Origin of the sequence: Micromonospora sp. NPDC049497, from assembly GCF_044465805.1 — a bacterium.
In the GTDB taxonomy this organism is placed as follows: Bacteria; Actinomycetota; Actinomycetes; order Mycobacteriales; family Micromonosporaceae; genus Micromonospora.
Map to the genome: position 1 here is coordinate 35,141 of NZ_JBITMC010000030.1, position 18,499 is coordinate 53,639.

Genomic DNA, 18,499 nt, shown 5'->3' on the forward strand with positions numbered 1-18,499 from the left:
GGGACCGGGGCGGCCTAGGATCGCGGGGTGGAGGAAGACATCCGGCGGATCGGGATCATGGGCGGCACGTTCGATCCGATCCACCACGGGCACCTCGTCGCGGCCAGCGAGGTGGCGGACCGGTTCGGGCTGGACGAGGTCGTCTTCGTTCCCACCGGGCAGCCGTGGCAGAAGGCGGACGAGCCGGTCAGCCCGGCCGAGGACCGCTACCTGATGACGGTGATCGCCACCGCGTCGAACCCCCGTTTCCAGGTGAGCCGGGTCGACATCGACCGGGGCGGCCCGACCTACACGGTCGACACCCTGCGTGACCTGCATGCCGAGTACGGCCCGAAGGTGCAGTTGTACTTCATCACCGGCGCCGACGCCCTGGATCGGATCCTCTCCTGGAAGGACCTGGACGAGATCTTCGAGCTGGCCCACTTCGTCGGGGTGACCCGGCCGGGCTTCGAGTTGACCGACAAGCACCTGCCCGCCGACACGGTCAGCCTGGTGCAGGTGCCCGCGATGGCCATCTCGTCGACCGACTGCCGCGAGCGGGTGGCCCGGGGGGAGCCGGTCTGGTACCTGGTGCCCGACGGTGTGGTGCAGTACATCGCCAAGCGGCGCCTCTACCAGCAGTGAATCGTCCCGGTATCGGGGGCTTCCGGCCGGTAACGCGCCACAACTGACGAGTCGATACGCCGTCGCGTGTGAGAGGCTTGGAGAGTCGCACGGTTGATCGAAGGAGAACGGTGACAGTTTCCGAACGCGCTCACGAGCTGGCGATGGCCGCCGCCCAGGCCGCGGCCGACAAGAAGGCGCAGGACATCGTCATCATCGACGTGGGCGATCAGCTCGCCATCACCGACGCGTTCCTGGTGGCCTCGGCCCCGAACGAGCGTCAGGTGCTGGCCATCGTCGACGCCATCGAGGAGCGGCTGCTCGAGCTGCCGGAGAAGGCCAAGCCGATCCGGCGCGAGGGCGAGCGCGGCGGTCGCTGGGTGCTGCTCGACTACGTCGACATCGTGGTGCACGTCCAGCACACCGAGGAGCGCGAGTTCTACGCCCTCGACCGCCTCTGGAAGGACTGCCCGACGATCCCGTTCGTCGACCGGGACCTGGTCGACGCGGAGTCCGGCGCCACCTCCACCGCCGAATGACCCGACTGATCATCTGGCGGCACGGCAACACCGACTGGAACGCCGCAAGCCGGGTCCAGGGGCAGACCGACGTACCGCTCAACGACCTCGGCCGCGAGCAGGCCCGGGACGCCTCGCCCCTGCTCGCCGCGCTGCGTCCGGACGCCATCGTGGCCAGCGACCTGAGCCGGGCGGCGGACACCGCCGCCGCGCTGGCCGCCGTCACCGGGCTGCCGGTCCGCACCGACGCCCGGCTGCGCGAGCGTCACTTCGGGCTGTGGCAGGGGCTGCACCTGACCGAGGCCGCCGAGCGCTTCCCCGACGAGTTCGCCCGCTGGCGGGCCGGCGACCCCGACCCCGGCGCGGGGATCGAGACCCTCGACGACCTCGGCAAGCGGGTCGGCGCGGCGTTCCAGGAGGCGGCCGACCTGGTGCCCGGCGGCACCGTCGTGGTCACCACCCACGGCGGCGGCGCCCGCCAGGGCGTCGGCCACCTGCTCGGCTGGGACCACCTGGTGCTGCGCACCATCGGGTCGCTGTCCAACTGCCACTGGACCGAGCTGCGGTACGACGACGGCGTGCGGCGGCGTACCGTCGCCGGCTGGCACCTGCGCGCCCACAACGTCGGCGTCATCGCGTCCGCCGCACCGGTCCGCGCCGCGGCTTCCGCGTCCGCCAGCGCGGACGCGGTCTGACCGTCCGGCCCGGGCGGTCGGGGCCGGGATCGGCTAGCGTGCCGGTCATGCCCGTCGCGGTCGTCACCGACTCCACCGCCTACCTCCCGCCCGAACTGCTGCTCGCGTACCCGTTGACCGTGGTGCCGCTGACCGTCGTCCTCAACGGCGCGGAAGGGCTGGAGGGCGTGGAGACGTTCCCCGCCGACGCCACCCGCGTACTGGGCGGCCGGCGGGTCTCGGTGAGCACCTCCCGGCCCGCCCCGGAGCAGTTCGCGCAGACGTACCGCCGGCTCCTCGACGCCGGCGCCGACGGCGTCGTCTCGGTGCACCTGTCCGGCGAGCTGTCTGGCACCGTCGAGGCCGCCCACCTCGCCGCCGCCGAGTTCGGCGACCGCGTCGCCGTGGTCGACAGCCGCTCCTGCGGCATGGGCGTCGGCTTCCCCGCCGTCGCCGCCGCCACGGCCGCCGCGCGCGGCCTCGGCGTGCCGGAGGTACGCGACGCCGCGCTCGACGCGGTCGGCCGGACCACGATCTTCTTCTACGTCGACACGCTGGAGTTCCTCCGCCGGGGTGGCCGCATCAACGCGGCCGAGGCGCTGCTCGGCACCGCCCTCTCGGTCAAGCCGATCATGCACATGCCGGACGGCGCGATCGTGCTCAGGGACAAGGTGCGTACCGCCAGCCGGGGCATCGCCCGCCTGGTCGACCTCGCCGTCGAGGCGGCCGGTGACGCGGACGTGGACCTCGCCCTGCACCACCTCGCCGCCCCGCAACGGGCCGAGGCGCTCGGCGAGGCGCTCGCCGCGCGGCTCGGTGACCGCGTGCGCGAGACGTACGTCTCCGAGGCCGGCGCCGTCGTCGCCGCCCACGCCGGTCCCGGCCTGGCGTCCGTCGTCGTCCACCGCCGCCCGTCCGCCGCCTGACGCGGTCGCCTTCCGTGCCGGCCCGTCCGGCCTGAGCGGGTGCGGTCGGTCGATGACCGGCGGGGGCCTCCGGCCCGGGTTAGCGTCGGGTGATCGGGCCGGGTCGCCGGTCGGAGCGGGGGTCGTGGAATGTCCTGTGTCGTGACCGGCGGCGGGCGCGGTGTGGGCCGCGCGATCGTGGAACGGCTGCTCGCCGCCGGCGAGCGCGTGGTGATCGTCGAGCACGACGCCGACGCCGTGGCCTGGGTGGGTGACCATCCGGCGGCCGACCGGCTGGCGGCCGTGGTCGGCGACGCGGCCGACGAGGGGATCGCCGCCCACGCCGCCGACCTGGCCGGCCCGCTGACCGGCTGGGTGAACAACGCGGCGGTGTTCCGGGACGCCTCGGTGCACGACGCACCGGTCGGCGCGGTCTTCGACCTGATCGCCGACAACGTGCGTCCCGCCCTGGTCGGGGCCGCCACGGCGGTCCGCCGGTTCCTCGCCGCCGGCACCGGCGGGGCCGTCGTCAACGTCTCGTCGCACCAGGCCCGTCGTCCGGTGCCGGGCGCCCTGCCGTACGCCACCGCGAAGGCCGCCGTCGAGGGGCTGACCCGGGCGCTGGCCGTCGAGTACGGGCGGCACGGCGTGCGGTGCAACGCGGTCGCTCTCGGCTCGGTCGACACCGAGCGGCACGCGGCGTTCCTCGCGTCGCGGGAGCCGGCCGCGGCCGAGTGGATCGACGCCGAACTGCGGCGGCTGCACCCGGTCGGTCGGATCGGCCGTCCCGACGAGGTCGCCGAGGCGGTGGCGTGGCTGCTCTCCCCGGCGGCGAGCTTCGTCAACGGCGCGATCCTGCCGGTCGACGGTGGACGCGCCGCCCTCGGCCTCGATCCGGAGGCGCGCTGAGCTGCCCCGCGGCGGCTGCTAGCAGATTTCGGGTTGATCAGGCGGTTGTCCACAGGCGACGTCGTCGTCCACAGCAGGCCCTCGGTGACCCCTCCGGGGCAGTTGCCGCTCCTAGCCTCGGCGCGTGTCCGATGACGAGGAGACGGTGGTCCGTCAGCGCCTGCACCGGCTGATGGCACCACCCGGTGATGCCGTGGTCCATCCGTCCCCGTCCTCCGTCGTTCGCGGACCGGCCGCGTCCTCGGGCACGATCGCGGACGACCCACCAGGACCGCCCGCGATCCCGGCCGTGCCCCCGGACGCCGACGAACCGGAGCCTCCGCCGCGCCGCCTGCCCGGGCCCGCGGCGTTCGACCCCGGGCGCCGGGGCGTGCGGGCCCTCGCCGCCGTCGCCGTCCTGGTGATGCTGGGTGCCGGGCTCTGGGCGTGGCGGTCCCGGCCACACGCCGAGCCGGTGGTGCCGGCGGAGGCCACCGCACCGGTCGGGTCACCGTCACCGGCCGACCGGGACGCGCCACCGAGCCCGGCGGGCGAGCTGGTCGTCGCGGTCGCCGGCAAGGTACGCCGCCCCGGACTGGTCCGGCTCCCCGCGGGTGCCCGGGTCGCCGACGCCGTCGAGGCGGCCGGCGGTGCGCTGCCCGGCGTCGACGTGGCCCTGCTCAACCCGGCGCGAAAGGTCACCGACGGCGAGCTGATCCTGATCGGCGTGGCCGCTCCACCGGGCATGGCGCCGCCGGGGCCCGGAACGGCGCCCGGCGGCGCCCCCGGTCCGGACGTCGCGGGACCGGGGGCAGCCGGTCGGGTCAACCTCAACACGGCCACGCTGGCACAGCTCGACACCCTGCCCGGGGTCGGCCCGGTTCTCGCCCAGCGCATCCTCAGCCACCGTGAGCAGCACGGCGGCTTCCGGTCGGTGGGCGACCTGCGCCAGGTCGACGGCATCGGCGAGGCGCGGTACGAGCAGCTCAAGGACCTGGTGACGGTATGAGGACCCCAGGGCCGCACACCGCCTCCCGTCCAGATGCGTCCACCGGTGGTGGCTCGGGCCGCGTGGGCGACCTCCCGGACCTGCGGCTGGCCGGGATGGCCCTGGCGACGTGGCTCGCCGCGCTGACCGGGTTGCAGCTCACCGCCCGCCCGGCCCTGCTGGTGGCGGTGGTCGCCGCCGGGGCGGCCGTGACCTGCGGGCTGCACCTCGCCGGGGTCCTCGGGCACCCGTCGCCCCCGGCCCGGCGGTACGGGTGGGTGGTGGTCACCGTACTCATCGGCGTGGTCTGTGGGGCGAGCGCCACGGCCGCGCGGCTGGCCGTCCGGGACGCCGCGCCGGTCCGCGCCCTGGTGGAGGCGCGCGCCACCGTCACGGCGGAGCTGGTCGTCCGCGACGATCCCCGGCCGGTACGAGGCGCCCCCGGACGTTCGGCCACCCTGCTCGTGGCGACCCGGTCGACCGGCGTGACCGGCGGCGACGGTCGCCGGGTCGAGGCGTCGGTACGCGTCCTGGTCCTGACCTCCGATCCGGGGTGGCGAGGGTTGCTGCCCGGGCAGCGGCTGACCGCACGGGGGCGCCTCGCCCCGCCTCGTGGTGGTGACCTCACCGCCGGCGTGCTGAGTGCCGTTGGGCCGCCGGTCCTCCACGCGGCGCCGCCGTCGTCGCAGCGGGCCGCCGGTGCGCTGCGCGCGGGCCTGCAACGGGCCTGCGCGCCCCTGCCGGACGAGCCGGGCGGGCTGCTGCCGGGGCTGGTGGTCGGCGACACGAGCCGGCTGCCGCCGACCGTCGAGGAGGACTTCCTCGCCACCGGCATGACCCACCTCAACGCGGTCTCCGGATCCAACGTGGCCATCGTCGTCGGCGTCGTGCTGCTGGTCGCCCGCTGGGCCCGGGCCGGCCCCTGGCTGGCCGCCGGTCTGTGCGGTGTGGCCCTGGTGGGTTTCGTGATCCTCGTCCGTCCCTCGCCGAGCGTGGTCCGGGCGGCCACGATGGGCGCGATCGGCCTGGCGGCACTGGCCGCCGGTCGGCCCCGGGCGGCGCTGCCCGCGCTGGCCGCCGGGGTGACCGTGCTGGTCCTGGTCGACCCGGAGCTGGCCGGCGACGCCGGGTTCGCGCTCTCCGTCCTGGCCACCGGGGGACTGCTGCTGCTCGCCCCTCGCTGGCGGGACGCCCTGCGCCGGCGGCGGGTGCCGACCGGGTTCGCGGAGGCGCTGGCGGTGCCCGCCGCGGCGCAGCTCGCCTGTGCGCCCGTCGTGGCCGGGATCTCGGGCACGATCAGCCTGGTCGCGGTGCCGGCCAACCTGCTCGCGGTGCCGGCCATCGCCCCGGCGACCGTGCTGGGGGTGGCGGCGGCGGTGATCTCACCGGTCTGGCCGCCGGGTGCGGAGTTCCTCGCCTGGCTGGCGAGCTGGCCGGCGTGGTGGCTGGTGACGGTCGCCAGGCACGGGGCCCGGCTGCCGGCCGGCACGCTGCCCTGGCCGGACGGCGTGGCCGGGGCGCTGCTGCTGGGCGCGCTCACCGTGGCGACGCTGGTCGCCACCCGGCACCCCGTGGTCCGCCGACTGGTGGCGGTGGTCGCGGTCGCCGTGGTGCTCGGGGCCATGCCGGTGCGACTGGTGGCCCCCGGCTGGCCCCCGGCCACCTGGGTGGTCGCCGCCTGCGCGGTGGGCCAGGGGGACGCGGTGGTGCTGCGGGTGGCGCCGGGGCGTGCGGTGGTGGTGGACGCCGGACCGGACCCGGGCGCGGTGGACGCGTGCCTGCGCGGTCTGGACGTACGGGAGGTGCCGCTGCTGGTGGTGAGCCACTTCCACGTGGACCACACCGGAGGCGTCGCCGGGGTGTTCCGGGGACGGCGGGTCGGTGCCGTGCTCGCCCCGTCGTGGCCGGAGCCGGCGGCCGGGCGGGACCTGGTCCGAGCCGCCGCGGCGGCGGGCTCCGCCGAGGTGGTGACCGCACCGGCCGGCTGGCGGTACCGGGCCGGAGCCGTCGAGCTGACGCTGGTGGGTCCGCCGTACCCGCTGCGGGGCACCCGCTCCGACCCGAACAACAACTCCCTGATGCTGCTCGCCACGGTCGCCGGGGTACGCGTCCTGCTCGCCGGTGACGCCGAGACCGAGGAGCAGCGGGCCCTGCTGGACCACCCGCCACCGGGAGGGCTGCGGGCACAGGTGTTGAAGGTCGCCCACCACGGGTCGGCCTACCAGGATCCGGACTTCCTGGACGCGGTCCGCCCCGCGGTGGCCCTCGTGCCGGTGGGCGCCGGCAACACGTACGGGCATCCCAACCCGGCGGTCCTGGGCCGCCTGACCAGGGGCGGGGCGCGGGTGCTGCGGACCGACACCGACGGCGACGTGGCGGTGGTGGCCGGCTCCGGCCTGGCCGTGGTGGTCCGGGGCCTCCGGCCCGGAAACCAGCGCGGGTAGATCGATGCCTGTTCTTGGCTTACGAGGTGAAGCGAGATAAATGTCTGGATTTGCGCTGAGTGCGGGGTGTGCCACCGGAGTCCGCAGGAGCAGGCTGGCTCCGACCGCCGGCCGTGCGAATATGGGCGGCGTGACCGCCGCCAGCCTCGCTCCCATTCTGCTCGTCCTCGGGGACGAGGAGCTGCTCGCCACGCGCGCGGTCTCCGAAGCGGTCGCCCGGGCACGCGCCGTGGACCCCGACGTGGACGTCCGGGAGTACCAGGCCGGTGCGCTGGCCGTCGGCGAGCTCGCCGAGATGCTCAGCCCGTCGCTGTTCGGCGGACGGCGACTGCTCGTGGTGCGCGCCGGCCAGGACGCCCGCAAGGACCTCGTCGCCGCCCTGCTCGCGTACGCGAAGAACCCCGACCCGGACGTGCAGCTGGTCGTGCTGCACCTGGGTGCCGCCAAGGGCAAGGCCTTCGCCGACGGTCTCCGGGCGGCCGGCGCGACGGTCGTCCCGGCCGCCAAGCTCAAGGGCCACCGCGACCGGGTGACCTTCATCCGCGACGAGATCCGCCGGGCCGGCGGCAGGTGCACCGAGGACGCCGCCGAGGCGCTCATCGCGGCGGTCGGCAACGACCTGCGTGAGCTCGCCGCCGCCTGTTCCCAGCTCATCGCCGACACCGACGGCCGGATCGGCGCGGACACGGTGGCCCGCTACTACCGGGGACGGGTCGAGGTGACCGGGTTCACCGTCGCCGACGCCACCATGGTCGGCGACGTGCCCGGAGCCCTGGAGGCGCTGCGGTGGGCGCTGCACGTCGGCGTCGACCCGGTGCCGATCGCCGACGCCCTCGCCGACGGCGTACGCACCGTGGCGCGGGTGGCGTCCGCCGGGCGGGGCAGCCCGTACCAACTGGCCAGCACCCTCGGCATGCCGTCGTGGAAGGTCGAGCGGGCGCAGCGGCAGGGGCGCGGCTGGACACCCGAGGGGCTGGTGCTGGCGATGCGTGCCGCCGCCGAGTGCAACGCGGCCGTGAAGGGCGGCGCGGAGGACCGGGCGTACGCGCTGGAGAAGGCCGTCTTCTCGGTCGTGGCCGCCCGGCAGGGAGGCGCCCGGTGACGGGACCGCCCCGGGGCTCGTGGGCCACCGTCGCGGTCGACGTGGAGCGGTCACGCCCGCTCTACGCCCGGGCCCTGCGCCTGCGTTTCGTCAACCCGGGCGGGGTGCTCTGCTTCGTCTTCTTCGAGGGGGCCGTCGCGCTCGCCGCGCTGCTCGCCCTCGCCGAACTGGTCACCTGGTGGGCCGTGCTGATCCTGCCGGCCACGGTCGCCGTGATGGTGAAGTTCAACGACCTGGTGGCGGAGCGGGTGGTCCGGTCCGCGGCCCAGGTGCCCGACCAGGAACGGGACCGCTTCCGGCAGCAGATGGAACCGGCCGTCGGCAAGGCCCGGGTGGACTGGATCCTGCACAGCGTGCCGGGCGTCCTCGTGACGACGGACCCTCCGGCGAACTCCACCCGTGCGGCCCCGGGCGGTCACCCGCAGGCGGGACGGGGGAGCGCGGCAGGTCCGGTGCGGCCGGACCGCCACCCGCGGGAGTGACCCGCTCGGCCGATCCACCGGGGCGCTGGACGTCCGCAGCGTTGGGTACGGGCAGCCTGAAGCCCCGGGGGTCGCCCCGGGGCTTCAGGTCAGAACGGACGTCGCCTCAGGCGGCGAGCGAACCCACGCGCTTGGAGATCGCGGACTTGCGGTTCGCGGCCTGGTTCGAGTGGATCACGCCCTTGCTGACCGCCTTGTCCAGCTTGCGGGAGGCGTCCTGCATGAGAGCGGTCGCCTTCTCCACGTCGCCCGCCTCGGCGGCCTCGTGGAACTTCCGGATGGCGGTCTTCAGCGACGACTTGACCGACTTGTTCCGCAGCCGGCGCTTCTCGTTCTGCCGGTTGCGCTTGATCTGGGACTTGATGTTCGCCACGCGACAGCCTCGTCTAATAGCTCGGGTTGGTCAGCTTGGGCGCGCGACAAGCATGCGTCATCGCTGCGCGAATAGCCAGGTTACCAGGTGGCCCCGGGACGAGCCAAAACGCCTCCCGGACGGTGCCGACGCCACTCACCGCCAGTTCCGCCGGCGGGCCAGCCAGGCCAGGGCCCGCTCCCCGTTCCGGCGCTGGTGGGCGGGCAGCTCCGGCGACGCCGTCGGCGGCGCGGGCTCGGCCGCCGTGGTGAGGAGGTAACCGGCCAGCGCCGCCAGCGTGACGTCCACCGCATCCGGGGGCGTACCGGCGACGGCGGGATGCCCGCCGAGGAGCGTCGCCAGGTCGGCGTCGGGCCACCCCGCGTCGGGGCCGTCGCCGTACCCGAGGAACAGGGTCACCAGGTCGAACCAGGCCGGCCCGTGGCACAGCCAGGTCCAGTCGAGGAACCAGGTGCGACCGGCGGCGTCGATCAGCACGTTGTCCGGGCGCAGGTCACCGTGGACGAGGCCGGGCGCGACGGCGGCGTACGCGGGCAGGCGGGACTCCAGGGCGACCAGCTCGGGCAGCCGGTCCCGGACCCCGGGCGACAGCGCCGGGAGCGGCTCCCGGCCGGCGGCGACGTCGCCCCACCGCAGGAGGTCGTCGCGGGCCAGGTCGGCGAGGTGGGGCGGGCGCAGGGCGAGCAGCGCGGCCGGCGGGTCGGCCAGCGCGGCGGCGACGTCCACGTACGCGGAGGCGACGGCCGTCAGCTCGTCCCGGCTCGCGGGCGGACGGCCGGCGATCGCGTCGACCCCGAGCGCGTACCAGCCGGAGGCGTGCAGGGTGAAGCGTCGGCGGGGGACCGGCAGGCCCACCGGCAGCCGGTCGAGGATCGCGGCCTCCCGGGCGTACCACTCGACCAGGTGCGGATGCTCGGCGGCGGCCGCGGCCTTGACGAACGCCGCGCTGCCGTCGGCGGTGCGGAGCAGCCCGGCGAAGCCGCGGGTGAAGCCGCCGGCGGCGGGGCGGACCGCGACCACCGGGCCCCCGAGCCGCTCGGCGACCGCGCCGCGCAGGCCCGCCGGCAGCGCGGACCACGCCGGTCGTCCGGCGGCTGGGGCGTACGGGGGCACCCCTCGATGTTCCACGGTCACGTGTCGTACCGCACGGCGATACTGCGCCGGTGATCGGTACCGAGGAATTTTGGGCGTTGATCGAGGCGTCCGCCGCCGCCACAGCCGCCCCCGACGAGCGGCTGGCGTGGCTCACCGACCGGCTCGCCGAGCGGCCGGCCGACGACGCGGTCGACTTCGCGTGGCGGCTGGACGAGGCGCGCACCCGGGCGGACACCTGGCGGCTGTGGGGAGCGGCCTCGCTGATCTGCGCCGGGCTCTGCTCCGACGACGGCTTCCACTACTTCCAGGCGTGGCTGGTGGGCCTGGGCCGGGCGACGTTCGAGCGGGTGGTCGACGATCCGGACGCGCTGGCCGACGTGCCGGAGGTGCGGCGGCTGGCCGGCCGGTCCGTCGACGCGTGGGACGACGACGAGTGGCCGGACTGGGAGGCCCTCGACTACGTGGCCGACCGGGCCTACGAGCGGATCACCGGCACGGTCGACGGGGTGGACGACGCGGCGGCGGCGCGGGGACGGGAGCTGGGTGTCTCGCCCGACCCGACCGACGCGGAGTGGGACCTCGACGACCCGGCGGAGCTGCGCCGCCGCTACCCGCGCCTCGCCACGATGTTCCCGCTGCCGGCGGAGGAGGACGGGATCGGCGTCGGCGTCTGGGAGACTGCCAGGCCATGAGGACCGACGACTTCTGGCAGTTGATCGACCGCGCCCGCTCCGGTGGCGGCGGCGAGCCGGACGCGGTCGCCGCACGGACCGTCGCCCTGCTCGCCGAGCTTCCTCCGGAGGAGATCGTCGGGTACGCGGAGCACCAGCGCCGCGTGCTGGCCGCCTCCTACAAGGTGGACCTGTGGGGTGCCGCGTACCTGATCAACGGCGGTGCCTCCGACGACGGCTTCGAGTACTTCCGGGGCTGGCTGATGACGCAGGGGCGGGCGGTGTTCGCCCGCGCGGTCACCGACCCCGACTCGCTGGCCGAGCTGCCGAGGGTCCGGGCCGCCTCGCTCAGCGGCGAGGAGTTCGAGTGCGAGGACATGCTCGTCGCGCCCTGGGAGGCGTACCGGAAGGCGACCGCGAGCGACCTGCCGGCGCCCGAGGCCTTGCCGGAGCCCGACCTCAACGACTTCTGGGACTTCGACGACGAGGAGGAGGCCCGCCGGCGGTTGCCGAAGCTGGCCGCCCTGTTCGTCGAGCCGCCCGTCGAGTGACACCCGCCCGCCGGGTGAGGCCGCGGGGCCGGCGGCGGACGGCTCCCGGCGGGTGACGTCGGCCCGGGGATCGCCCGCGCAGCGGGTCCGCCGTGGCGACGTGGGAGCATAGAGGGGGCCGGCGTCGCGCCGGCCTGCTCACGTCAGCCGACCAGAACGGACCGCTGTGCCACCGACGCTCGATTCCGGCGCGAACGCTCCTGGTGCCACCGACCCGGGGCGCATCAGGAACTTCGGCATCATCGCCCACATCGACCACGGGAAGTCGACCCTGGCCGACCGGATGCTGCAGCTCACCGGCGTGGTCGACCCCCGGCAGATGCGTGCCCAGTACCTCGACCGGATGGACATCGAGCGCGAGCGCGGCATCACCATCAAGAGCCAGGCCGTCCGGATGCCCTGGACCATCCGGGAGGGTGAGCGGGCCGGTGAGCAGGCCGTGCTCAACATGATCGACACCCCGGGCCACGTCGACTTCACCTACGAGGTGTCCCGGTCGTTGGCCGCCTGCGAGGGGGCCGTGCTGCTGGTCGACGCCGCGCAGGGCATCGAGGCGCAGACCCTGGCCAACCTCTACCTGGCGCTCGAGAACGACCTGCGCATCATCCCGGTGCTCAACAAGATCGACCTGCCGGCCGCCCAGCCCGAGAAGTACGCCGAGGAGCTGGCGCACCTGATCGGCGGCGACCCGGCGGACTGCATCCGGGTCTCCGGCAAGACCGGTGAGGGCGTGCCGCACCTGCTCGACGAGATCGTCCGGCAGTTCAAGCCACCGGTCGGCGATGCCGACGCGCCGGCCCGAGCGATGATCTTCGACTCGGTGTACGACGTCTACCGGGGCGTGGTCACGTACGTCCGGGTGATCGACGGGCGGATCAGCGCCCGTGACCGGATCAAGATGATGTCCACCGGCGCGGTGCACGAGCTGCTGGAGATCGGCGTCATCTCGCCCGAGATGGTGAAGGCCGACGCGCTCGGTGTGGGCGAGGTCGGTTACCTGATCACCGGCGTGAAGGACGTGCGCCAGTCCCGGGTCGGTGACACGGTCACCATCAACGGCCGTCCGGCCAGCGAGGCGCTCGGCGGCTACAAGGACCCGAAGCCGATGGTCTACTCCGGCCTCTATCCGATCGACGGGTCCGACTACCCGAACCTGCGCGACGCGCTGGACAAGCTCAAGCTCAACGACGCCGCGCTCGACTACGAGCCGGAGACCTCCGGCGCGCTGGGCTTCGGCTTCCGCTGCGGCTTCCTCGGCCTGCTGCACCTGGAGATCATCCGGGAGCGGCTGGAGCGGGAGTACAACCTCGACCTGATCTCCACCGCCCCCAACGTGGTCTACCGGGCCATCACGGAGGACGGCGAGGAGATCGTGGTGACCAACCCCAGCGAGTACCCGACCGGCAAGATCGCCGAGGTGTACGAGCCGACGGTGCGGGCCACGGTGCTGACCCCGAACGACTACGTGGGCGCGGTGATGGAACTGTGCCAGGGGCGTCGCGGCAGCCTGCTCGGCATGGACTACCTGTCCGCCGACCGGGTGGAGCTGCGGTACTCGCTGCCGCTAGCGGAGATCATCTTCGACTTCTTCGACCAGCTCAAGAGCCGCACCAAGGGGTACGCCTCCCTCGACTACGAGCCCTCCGGCGAGCAGGCGTCCGAGCTGGTGAAGGTGGACATCCTGCTGCACGGCGAGCCGGTGGACGCGTTCAGCGCGATCGTGCACAAGGACAAGGCGTACAACTACGGCACGACCATCGCGGCGAAGCTGCGCAGCCTGATCCCGCGCCAGCAGTTCGAGGTGCCCATCCAGGCCGCCATCGGCAGCCGGGTCATCGCCCGGGAGACCATCCGCGCGATCCGTAAGGACGTGCTCGCCAAGTGCTACGGCGGTGACATCAGCCGGAAGCGCAAGCTGCTGGAGAAGCAGAAGGAGGGCAAGAAGCGGATGAAGATGGTGGGCCGGGTGGAGGTTCCCCAGGAAGCCTTCATCGCCGCCCTGTCCTCGGACTCCGGCGACGGCAAGCCCGCCGGCAAGAAGTAACCCTCGCGTCCGGCGGACGACGGCGTACGACGCCCCGGTGTGACCGGGACCCACGGGTCCGGGCCGACCGGGGCGTCGCCGCGTTCCCGGGGTGCGGTATTGACGGCCGACAGCACCGATGCGGGATCGGGGCGGTTTGGATTTTCGGCGGTTCGGGAACTTGATGGTCACGACAGGAACACCACATACCGTGGAAACATTTCGTGAAGGAGGGCGACCATGGAGCTCACCGTTTGGGGCATCATCACCGCGCTCGTCGTCGGTCTCATCGTCGGCGCGCTGGGCCGTCTGATCGTGCCGGGCCGGCAGAACATGCCGATGTGGCTGCACATGCTGATCGGTGTCGGCGCCGCGCTGCTGGGCACCGTCCTGGCGCGGGCCCTGGGCATCGCCACCTCGACCTCGGGCATCGACTGGGGCGAGCTGGCCGTCCAGGTCGTCCTGGCCGCGATCGCCGTGGCCCTGGTCGCCGGCGTGGGCCGGCGACGCAGCCTCACCCACCGGTAACGGCTGACCGCTGAATCTCCGCGACGGGCGCCCGACCACCAGGTCGGGCGCCCGTCCGCGCGTGTGCGTCCGCCCGGGCCCGGACGCGTGAACAACGGCGGTCCGTCACCTCTCGGTCATTCTTCGACCGGCGTCCCGGAAAGTCGGTTTGGGTTTCCGGCCATTCGGGAACTCAGGGGCCAGCACCGCACTGGACAACCACAAAGACGCATCATTTCTCGTGAAGGAGAACGACCGTGGAGCTGACCGTCTGGGGCATCATCACCGCGCTGATCGTCGGTCTGATCATCGGCGCGCTGGGCCGCCTGGTCGTGCCGGGCCGGCAGAACATGCCGATCTGGCTGCACATGCTGATCGGTGTCGGCGCCGCCCTCCTGGGCACCATCATCGCCCGGGCATCGGGCTTCGCCGACACCGCTGGTCTCGACTGGCGCGAGCTGCTGCTGCAGATCGTGCTGGCCGCCGTGGCGGTGGCCCTGGTCGCCGGTGTCGGCCGTCGCCGGGGTGTCACCCACCGGTAAAACTCGCACAGCCTGAACAACGGGCACCCGACCATCCGGTCGGGTGCCCGTTCGTGTTGGTGCGCCCCCTTTCGCCCCGATCCCTGTACGGGTCCGGCCGCTCGGCTGCGGTACGGTCGCCTCGCTTCCCCCGGCCGCCCCACTGTCGTAAAGGAATTTTTCCTACTAAGGTGCGGCGGAGAAGGTTAGTGCCAAGCGGCGCGAGGGAGATGTGGCGTGAACAGGTGGAAGCGGCTGGCCCCGGTCACCGCCGTCGTGGCATCGGCCGCGATGGTGCTGGCCGGCTGCGGTGGCTCCAGTGAGGACGAGGCCGCCGACAACAGCAAGCTGACGGTCTGGATGATGGGCGAGGGAAGCGAGGCGCAGACCTCCTTCCTCGACGGTGTCGAGACCGAGTTCCGGCAGAAGCATCCGGACACGGATGTGGTGGTCCAGTACATTCCCTGGCTCGAAGCGCCCAAGAAGTTCCAGGCGGCGCTGGCCGGCGGCGAGGGACCGGACGTCACCGAACTGGGCAACACCGAGACCCAGGGCTGGGCGGCGCAGGAGGCGCTGGCCGACCTGACCAGCCGGATGGACGGCTGGGCCGAGGGCAAGGACATCCTGCCGGACCTGGTCAAGAACGCCCAGCTCGACGGCAAGCAGTACGGCGTGCCGTGGTACGCCGGCGTCCGCGCCATCTACTACCGGACCGACTGGTTCGCCGAGGCGGGCGTGAAGCCGCCGACGAGCTGGGAAGAGCTGGTCACGGTGGCGAAGACCGTGCAGGCGAAGAAGCCCGGGACCTACGGTCTCGCCCTGCCGGGCAACTCCGAGCTGCCCTTCTACTCCTTCCTCTGGGGTGCCGGCGCGGAGATCGCGACCAAGGACGGCGACACCTGGAAGTCCGGCTACAACACCCCGGAGGCCCAGAAGGCGGTCAAGTTCTGGACCGACCTGGTGACCGTGCACAAGGTCGCCCCGCCGGCCGCCGCCGGCTGGAACGAGATCGACGCGCGCACCCAGTTCGCCACCGGCAAGGCCGCGATGGCGTTCGCCGGCAGCTGGCAGCAGGGCGCGATCAAGAAGGACAACCCCGAGATCGAGAAGGTCTGGGGCACGTTCCCGATCCCCGGCCCGGACGGCCAGCCGGCTCCCGGCTTCGCCGGCGGTTCCGACCTCGCGGTCTGGGAGGACAGCGAGCGCAAGGACCTCGCCTGGGACTACCTGACCGTGCTGGCCAACAAGAAGAACGACCAGGCCTTCGCCGACAGCCTCCGTTTCTTCCCGGTCTACAAGGACCTGGTGGGCGGCGACAAGTACGCCAACGACAAGGTCATGGCGGCCTTCGCCACCACGCTGCAGAACACCAAGCTCACGCCGCTCACCCCGAAGTGGGTCGAGGTCAGCCGGAACAAGACGGTGACCCAGGCGATGAACAGCTCGGTCATGAAGGGTCAGAAGACGGTCGAGAAGGCCACCGCCGACGCGGCCGCGGAGATGGAAAGCATCCTCAACGCCAAGTGACCACGCTGACCGGGGCGCCGGAGACGACCGCCGCGCGGGAGACCCCCGCGCGGCGGCGTCGCCGGGTGGACCGCCTCCCCTACCTGCTGCTCCTGCCCTGCCTGGTGATCATCGCCGTCCTGCTGCTCTGGCCCCTCGGCCAGGTGGTGGCGATGTCCTTCTTCAAGCTCGACAGCGTCCGCCAGATGCGCGGGGACCGCGAGTGGCCGTGGGTGGGGCTGGGGAACTACGCCGAGGTCCTCGGGGACCCGTTCTTCTGGACGGTGCTGCGCAACACGGTGTTCTTCGCCGCGGCCAACGTGGTGCTGACCATGATCCTTGGCACCCTGGTCGGTCTGCTGCTCAACCGTCTGGGCCGGCGGATGGCCGCGTTCGTGGCGAGCTGCGTGATGCTCGCCTGGGCCACCCCGGCGCTGACCGGCACGATCGTCTGGAAGTGGATCTTCGACGACACCAGCGGCCTGGTCACCTGGTTCTTCAACGCGCTGCCCGACGGGCTCTCGCAGGGCCTCTTCGGTCACAGCGACTGGACCGGCTACGGCTGGTTCAACTCACCGCTGCTGTTCTTCGCCATCCTCACCCTGGTGGTGGTCTGGCACTCGTTCCCGTTCATCGCGGTCAGCGTGCTGGCCGGCCTGAAGAGCGTGCCGAGCGAGCTGCACGAGGCGGCCCGGGTCGACGGGGCCGGCCCGTGGAAGGCCTTCTGGAAGATCACCGTCCCGCTCCTGCGGCCGGTCTTCGGCATCCTGATCGTGCTCTCCACGATCTGGGACTTCAAGGTCTTCACCCAGTACTACGTCCTGGCCGGCGGCACCCAGGACCGGCCCACCTTCATGCTCTCCGTCTACTCGTACGCGGAGGCGTTCTCGCCCCCACCCAAGTACGGCCTGGGCGCGGCGATCGCGGTGATCCTGACCCTGATCCTGCTGGTGGTCACCGGCCTGTACGTCCGCATGGTGCTCAAGCAGGAGGAGGACGCGTGACGCGGGCAGCAGGCGGACGCGGGACGCGACGCGCGGGGCGGATCGCCCTCAACGGCGCCGGGCTGCTGGTGGCGCTCTTCGCGGCCTTCCCGGTCTACTGGATGATCGCCACCTCGCTGAAGCCGAGTGCGGAGATCTTCGCCAGCACCCCGAAGCCGATGCCGGCCGAGCCGACCCTGGAGCACTACCGGGAGATCCTCACCGGCAACCTCATCCCGGGCGTGACCTTCGCCGACTTCTTCCTCAACAGCGTGCTCGTCGCCGTCGCCACGGTGCTGTTGAGCGGGCTGGTCGCGCTGCTGGCGGCGACGGCGGTGGCCCGGTTCCGGTTCCGGCTGCGCACCAGTTTCCTGATCATGCTGCTGGTGGTCCAGATGATCCCGCTGGAGGCGCTGGTCATCCCGCTGTTCCTGATGATCCAGCGGCTCGGGCTCTACAACACCCTGCCCAGCCTGATCCTCACGTACCTCGGCTTCTCCCTGCCGTTCGCGGTGTGGATGCTGCGCGGCTTCGTCGCGGCGGTGCCGAAGGAACTGGAGGAGGCGGCGGCGATCGACGGGGCGACCCGCGCGCAGACCTTCCGGCGGATCCTCTTCCCGCTGGTCGCGCCCGGCCTGGTGGCCACCAGCATCTTCTCGTTCATCACCGCCTGGAACGAGCTGATCTTCGCGTTGACCTTCATCAACGACCAGGACCGCTACACCCTGCCGGTGGCGATGACGTTCTTCTTCGGACGGGACGACACCGCCTGGGGACCGGTGATGGCCGCCTCGACGATCTTCACGCTCCCGGTGATCGTCTTCTTCCTGCTGGTGCAGCGGCGGATGGTCTCCGGTCTGGTCGCCGGCGCGGTGAAGGGCTGACCCGTGGCGCGACCGCAGGCCCTAGGCTCACCGCCATGACGGGCAGGGTGGCATCGGTCAATCTCGGCATCGTGACCGAGGCGGAGTGGGCCGGCGACGCGAGTGGTCGCACCGGCATCGACAAGCGGCCGGTGGACGGTGCCGTGCTGGTCGGCGTCGGCGGGCTGGCCGGTGACTTCATCGGCGAACGAGCCCACCACGGAGGTCCCGACCAGGCGGTCTACGCGTACGCCGAGGAGGACGCGGCGTGGTGGGCGGCGGAGATCGGCCGGACCATCCGCCCGGGTGGGTTCGGCGAGAACCTGACCACGTGGGCGGTCGACGTGACCGGCGCGGTGATCGGTGAGCAGTGGACCGTCGGGTCGACCGTGCTCCAGGTGACGATGCCGCGCACGCCGTGCACCACGTTCGCCGGCTTCTGGGGCATGCCGGACCTGATCAAGCGGTTCACCGCGCGGGCGACGCCCGGGGCCTACCTGCGGGTGCTCGTCGAGGGCGAGGTCGGTGCGGGCGACCCGGTCGAGGTGGTGGACCGGCCGGCGCACGGGGTGACGATCGGCGAGGTGTTCCGGGCGCTGAACCTGGAGCCGGAGCTGCTGCCCCGACTGCTGGAGGCCGAGGACCTGCCGGAGCGGATCAAGGAGAAGGCCCGCCGGAGGGTGCGGGCGTAGCTCCCTGCCTGAGGTGTTAAGTGAGTGTTTGAGAATTCGGCTCAGGTGTTGGTTGCCTGGGCCGGATTCGTGTGTCGGGCTAGGCGGGTGGCCATGACGTGGATCATGGC

20 protein-coding genes are annotated in these 18,499 nt (G+C 72.9%); 18 read left to right on the plus strand and 2 right to left on the minus strand.

The window, feature by feature from the left end:
• Window positions 1-27: 27 nt before the first annotated feature.
• The 9 genes from nadD (at window position 28) to ACIBR0_RS27440 (ending at window position 8,604) form a co-directional block, all read left to right on the plus strand.
• Entirely contained in the window at window positions 28-624 is a 597-nt protein-coding gene (nadD, locus tag ACIBR0_RS27400; protein ID WP_396720394.1) for a nicotinate-nucleotide adenylyltransferase, read from the plus strand.
• A 110-nt stretch (window positions 625-734) separates the two neighbouring features.
• On the plus strand, window positions 735-1,142 hold the full coding sequence (gene rsfS, locus ACIBR0_RS27405) for a ribosome silencing factor (RefSeq protein ID WP_120730245.1): 408 nt from the start codon (window positions 735-737) through the stop codon (window positions 1,140-1,142).
• Entirely contained in the window at window positions 1,139-1,816 is a 678-nt protein-coding gene (locus tag ACIBR0_RS27410; protein ID WP_396720396.1) for a histidine phosphatase family protein, read from the plus strand. Before rsfS ends, ACIBR0_RS27410 begins: the two co-directional genes overlap by 4 nt.
• Window positions 1,817-1,863: 47 nt before the next feature.
• Window positions 1,864-2,721 (plus strand): DegV family protein, encoded by an 858-nt coding sequence (locus ACIBR0_RS27415; protein WP_357039537.1) that lies wholly within the window; start codon window positions 1,864-1,866, stop codon window positions 2,719-2,721.
• 129 nt (window positions 2,722-2,850) lie between these two features.
• A complete protein-coding gene (locus ACIBR0_RS27420) occupies window positions 2,851-3,609 on the plus strand; it encodes an SDR family NAD(P)-dependent oxidoreductase (protein WP_396720398.1) in 759 nt (252 codons plus the stop codon).
• A 124-nt stretch (window positions 3,610-3,733) separates the two neighbouring features.
• Complete coding sequence (locus ACIBR0_RS27425; protein WP_396720400.1) at window positions 3,734-4,597, plus strand: helix-hairpin-helix domain-containing protein; 864 nt, start codon at window positions 3,734-3,736, stop codon at window positions 4,595-4,597.
• Entirely contained in the window at window positions 4,594-7,020 is a 2,427-nt protein-coding gene (locus tag ACIBR0_RS27430) for a ComEC/Rec2 family competence protein (protein WP_396720401.1), read from the plus strand. Before ACIBR0_RS27425 ends, ACIBR0_RS27430 begins: the two co-directional genes overlap by 4 nt.
• A 121-nt stretch (window positions 7,021-7,141) precedes the next feature.
• Window positions 7,142-8,122 (plus strand): DNA polymerase III subunit delta, encoded by a 981-nt coding sequence (gene holA, locus ACIBR0_RS27435; protein WP_396720403.1) that lies wholly within the window; start codon window positions 7,142-7,144, stop codon window positions 8,120-8,122.
• On the plus strand, window positions 8,119-8,604 hold the full coding sequence (locus ACIBR0_RS27440; RefSeq protein WP_396720405.1) for a hypothetical protein: 486 nt from the start codon (window positions 8,119-8,121) through the stop codon (window positions 8,602-8,604). Before holA ends, ACIBR0_RS27440 begins: the two co-directional genes overlap by 4 nt.
• Before the next feature lie 106 nt (window positions 8,605-8,710).
• Here ACIBR0_RS27440 and rpsT read toward each other — a convergent pair whose 3' ends face one another.
• Both rpsT and ACIBR0_RS27450 read right to left on the minus strand, forming a co-directional pair.
• Window positions 8,711-8,977, minus strand: coding sequence for a 30S ribosomal protein S20 (gene rpsT / locus ACIBR0_RS27445; RefSeq protein WP_357039806.1), 267 nt, complete (start codon window positions 8,975-8,977; stop codon window positions 8,711-8,713).
• 135 nt (window positions 8,978-9,112) lie between these two features.
• Window positions 9,113-10,090, minus strand: a complete 978-nt coding sequence (locus ACIBR0_RS27450; RefSeq protein WP_396720407.1) for a phosphotransferase — start codon at window positions 10,088-10,090, stop codon at window positions 9,113-9,115.
• A 50-nt stretch (window positions 10,091-10,140) separates the two neighbouring features.
• On the opposite strand from ACIBR0_RS27450, the gene ACIBR0_RS27455 reads away from it, so the two are divergent.
• From ACIBR0_RS27455 to ACIBR0_RS27495, 9 genes are all read left to right on the plus strand, one after another.
• Window positions 10,141-10,764 (plus strand): DUF4240 domain-containing protein, encoded by a 624-nt coding sequence (locus ACIBR0_RS27455; RefSeq protein WP_396720409.1) that lies wholly within the window; start codon window positions 10,141-10,143, stop codon window positions 10,762-10,764.
• Window positions 10,761-11,294, plus strand: coding sequence for a DUF4240 domain-containing protein (locus ACIBR0_RS27460; protein ID WP_396720411.1), 534 nt, complete (start codon window positions 10,761-10,763; stop codon window positions 11,292-11,294). Before ACIBR0_RS27455 ends, ACIBR0_RS27460 begins: the two co-directional genes overlap by 4 nt.
• A gap of 166 nt (window positions 11,295-11,460) precedes the next feature.
• Window positions 11,461-13,338 carry a translation elongation factor 4 gene (gene lepA / locus ACIBR0_RS27465; RefSeq protein WP_396720413.1) on the plus strand — a complete coding sequence of 626 codons (1,878 nt, stop codon included), beginning with the start codon at window positions 11,461-11,463 and terminating at the stop codon, window positions 13,336-13,338.
• A 219-nt stretch (window positions 13,339-13,557) separates the two neighbouring features.
• Entirely contained in the window at window positions 13,558-13,845 is a 288-nt protein-coding gene (locus tag ACIBR0_RS27470) for a GlsB/YeaQ/YmgE family stress response membrane protein (RefSeq protein ID WP_396720415.1), read from the plus strand.
• 236 nt (window positions 13,846-14,081) lie between these two features.
• The gene (locus tag ACIBR0_RS27475) at window positions 14,082-14,366 is read left to right on the plus strand and encodes a GlsB/YeaQ/YmgE family stress response membrane protein (protein ID WP_357029919.1); all 285 of its coding nucleotides are present in this window, start codon (window positions 14,082-14,084) and stop codon (window positions 14,364-14,366) included.
• Window positions 14,367-14,582: 216 nt separating this feature from the next.
• The gene (locus ACIBR0_RS27480) at window positions 14,583-15,872 is read left to right on the plus strand and encodes a sugar ABC transporter substrate-binding protein (protein ID WP_396720417.1); all 1,290 of its coding nucleotides are present in this window, start codon (window positions 14,583-14,585) and stop codon (window positions 15,870-15,872) included.
• On the plus strand, window positions 15,869-16,855 hold the full coding sequence (locus ACIBR0_RS27485) for a carbohydrate ABC transporter permease (RefSeq protein ID WP_396720419.1): 987 nt from the start codon (window positions 15,869-15,871) through the stop codon (window positions 16,853-16,855). The genes ACIBR0_RS27480 and ACIBR0_RS27485 overlap by 4 nt, the downstream gene beginning before the upstream one ends.
• Window positions 16,852-17,718 carry a carbohydrate ABC transporter permease gene (locus ACIBR0_RS27490; protein ID WP_396720420.1) on the plus strand — a complete coding sequence of 289 codons (867 nt, stop codon included), beginning with the start codon at window positions 16,852-16,854 and terminating at the stop codon, window positions 17,716-17,718. Before ACIBR0_RS27485 ends, ACIBR0_RS27490 begins: the two co-directional genes overlap by 4 nt.
• A 35-nt stretch (window positions 17,719-17,753) precedes the next feature.
• Window positions 17,754-18,389 carry an MOSC domain-containing protein gene (locus tag ACIBR0_RS27495; RefSeq protein ID WP_396720422.1) on the plus strand — a complete coding sequence of 212 codons (636 nt, stop codon included), beginning with the start codon at window positions 17,754-17,756 and terminating at the stop codon, window positions 18,387-18,389.
• Window positions 18,390-18,499: the final 110 nt, after the last annotated feature.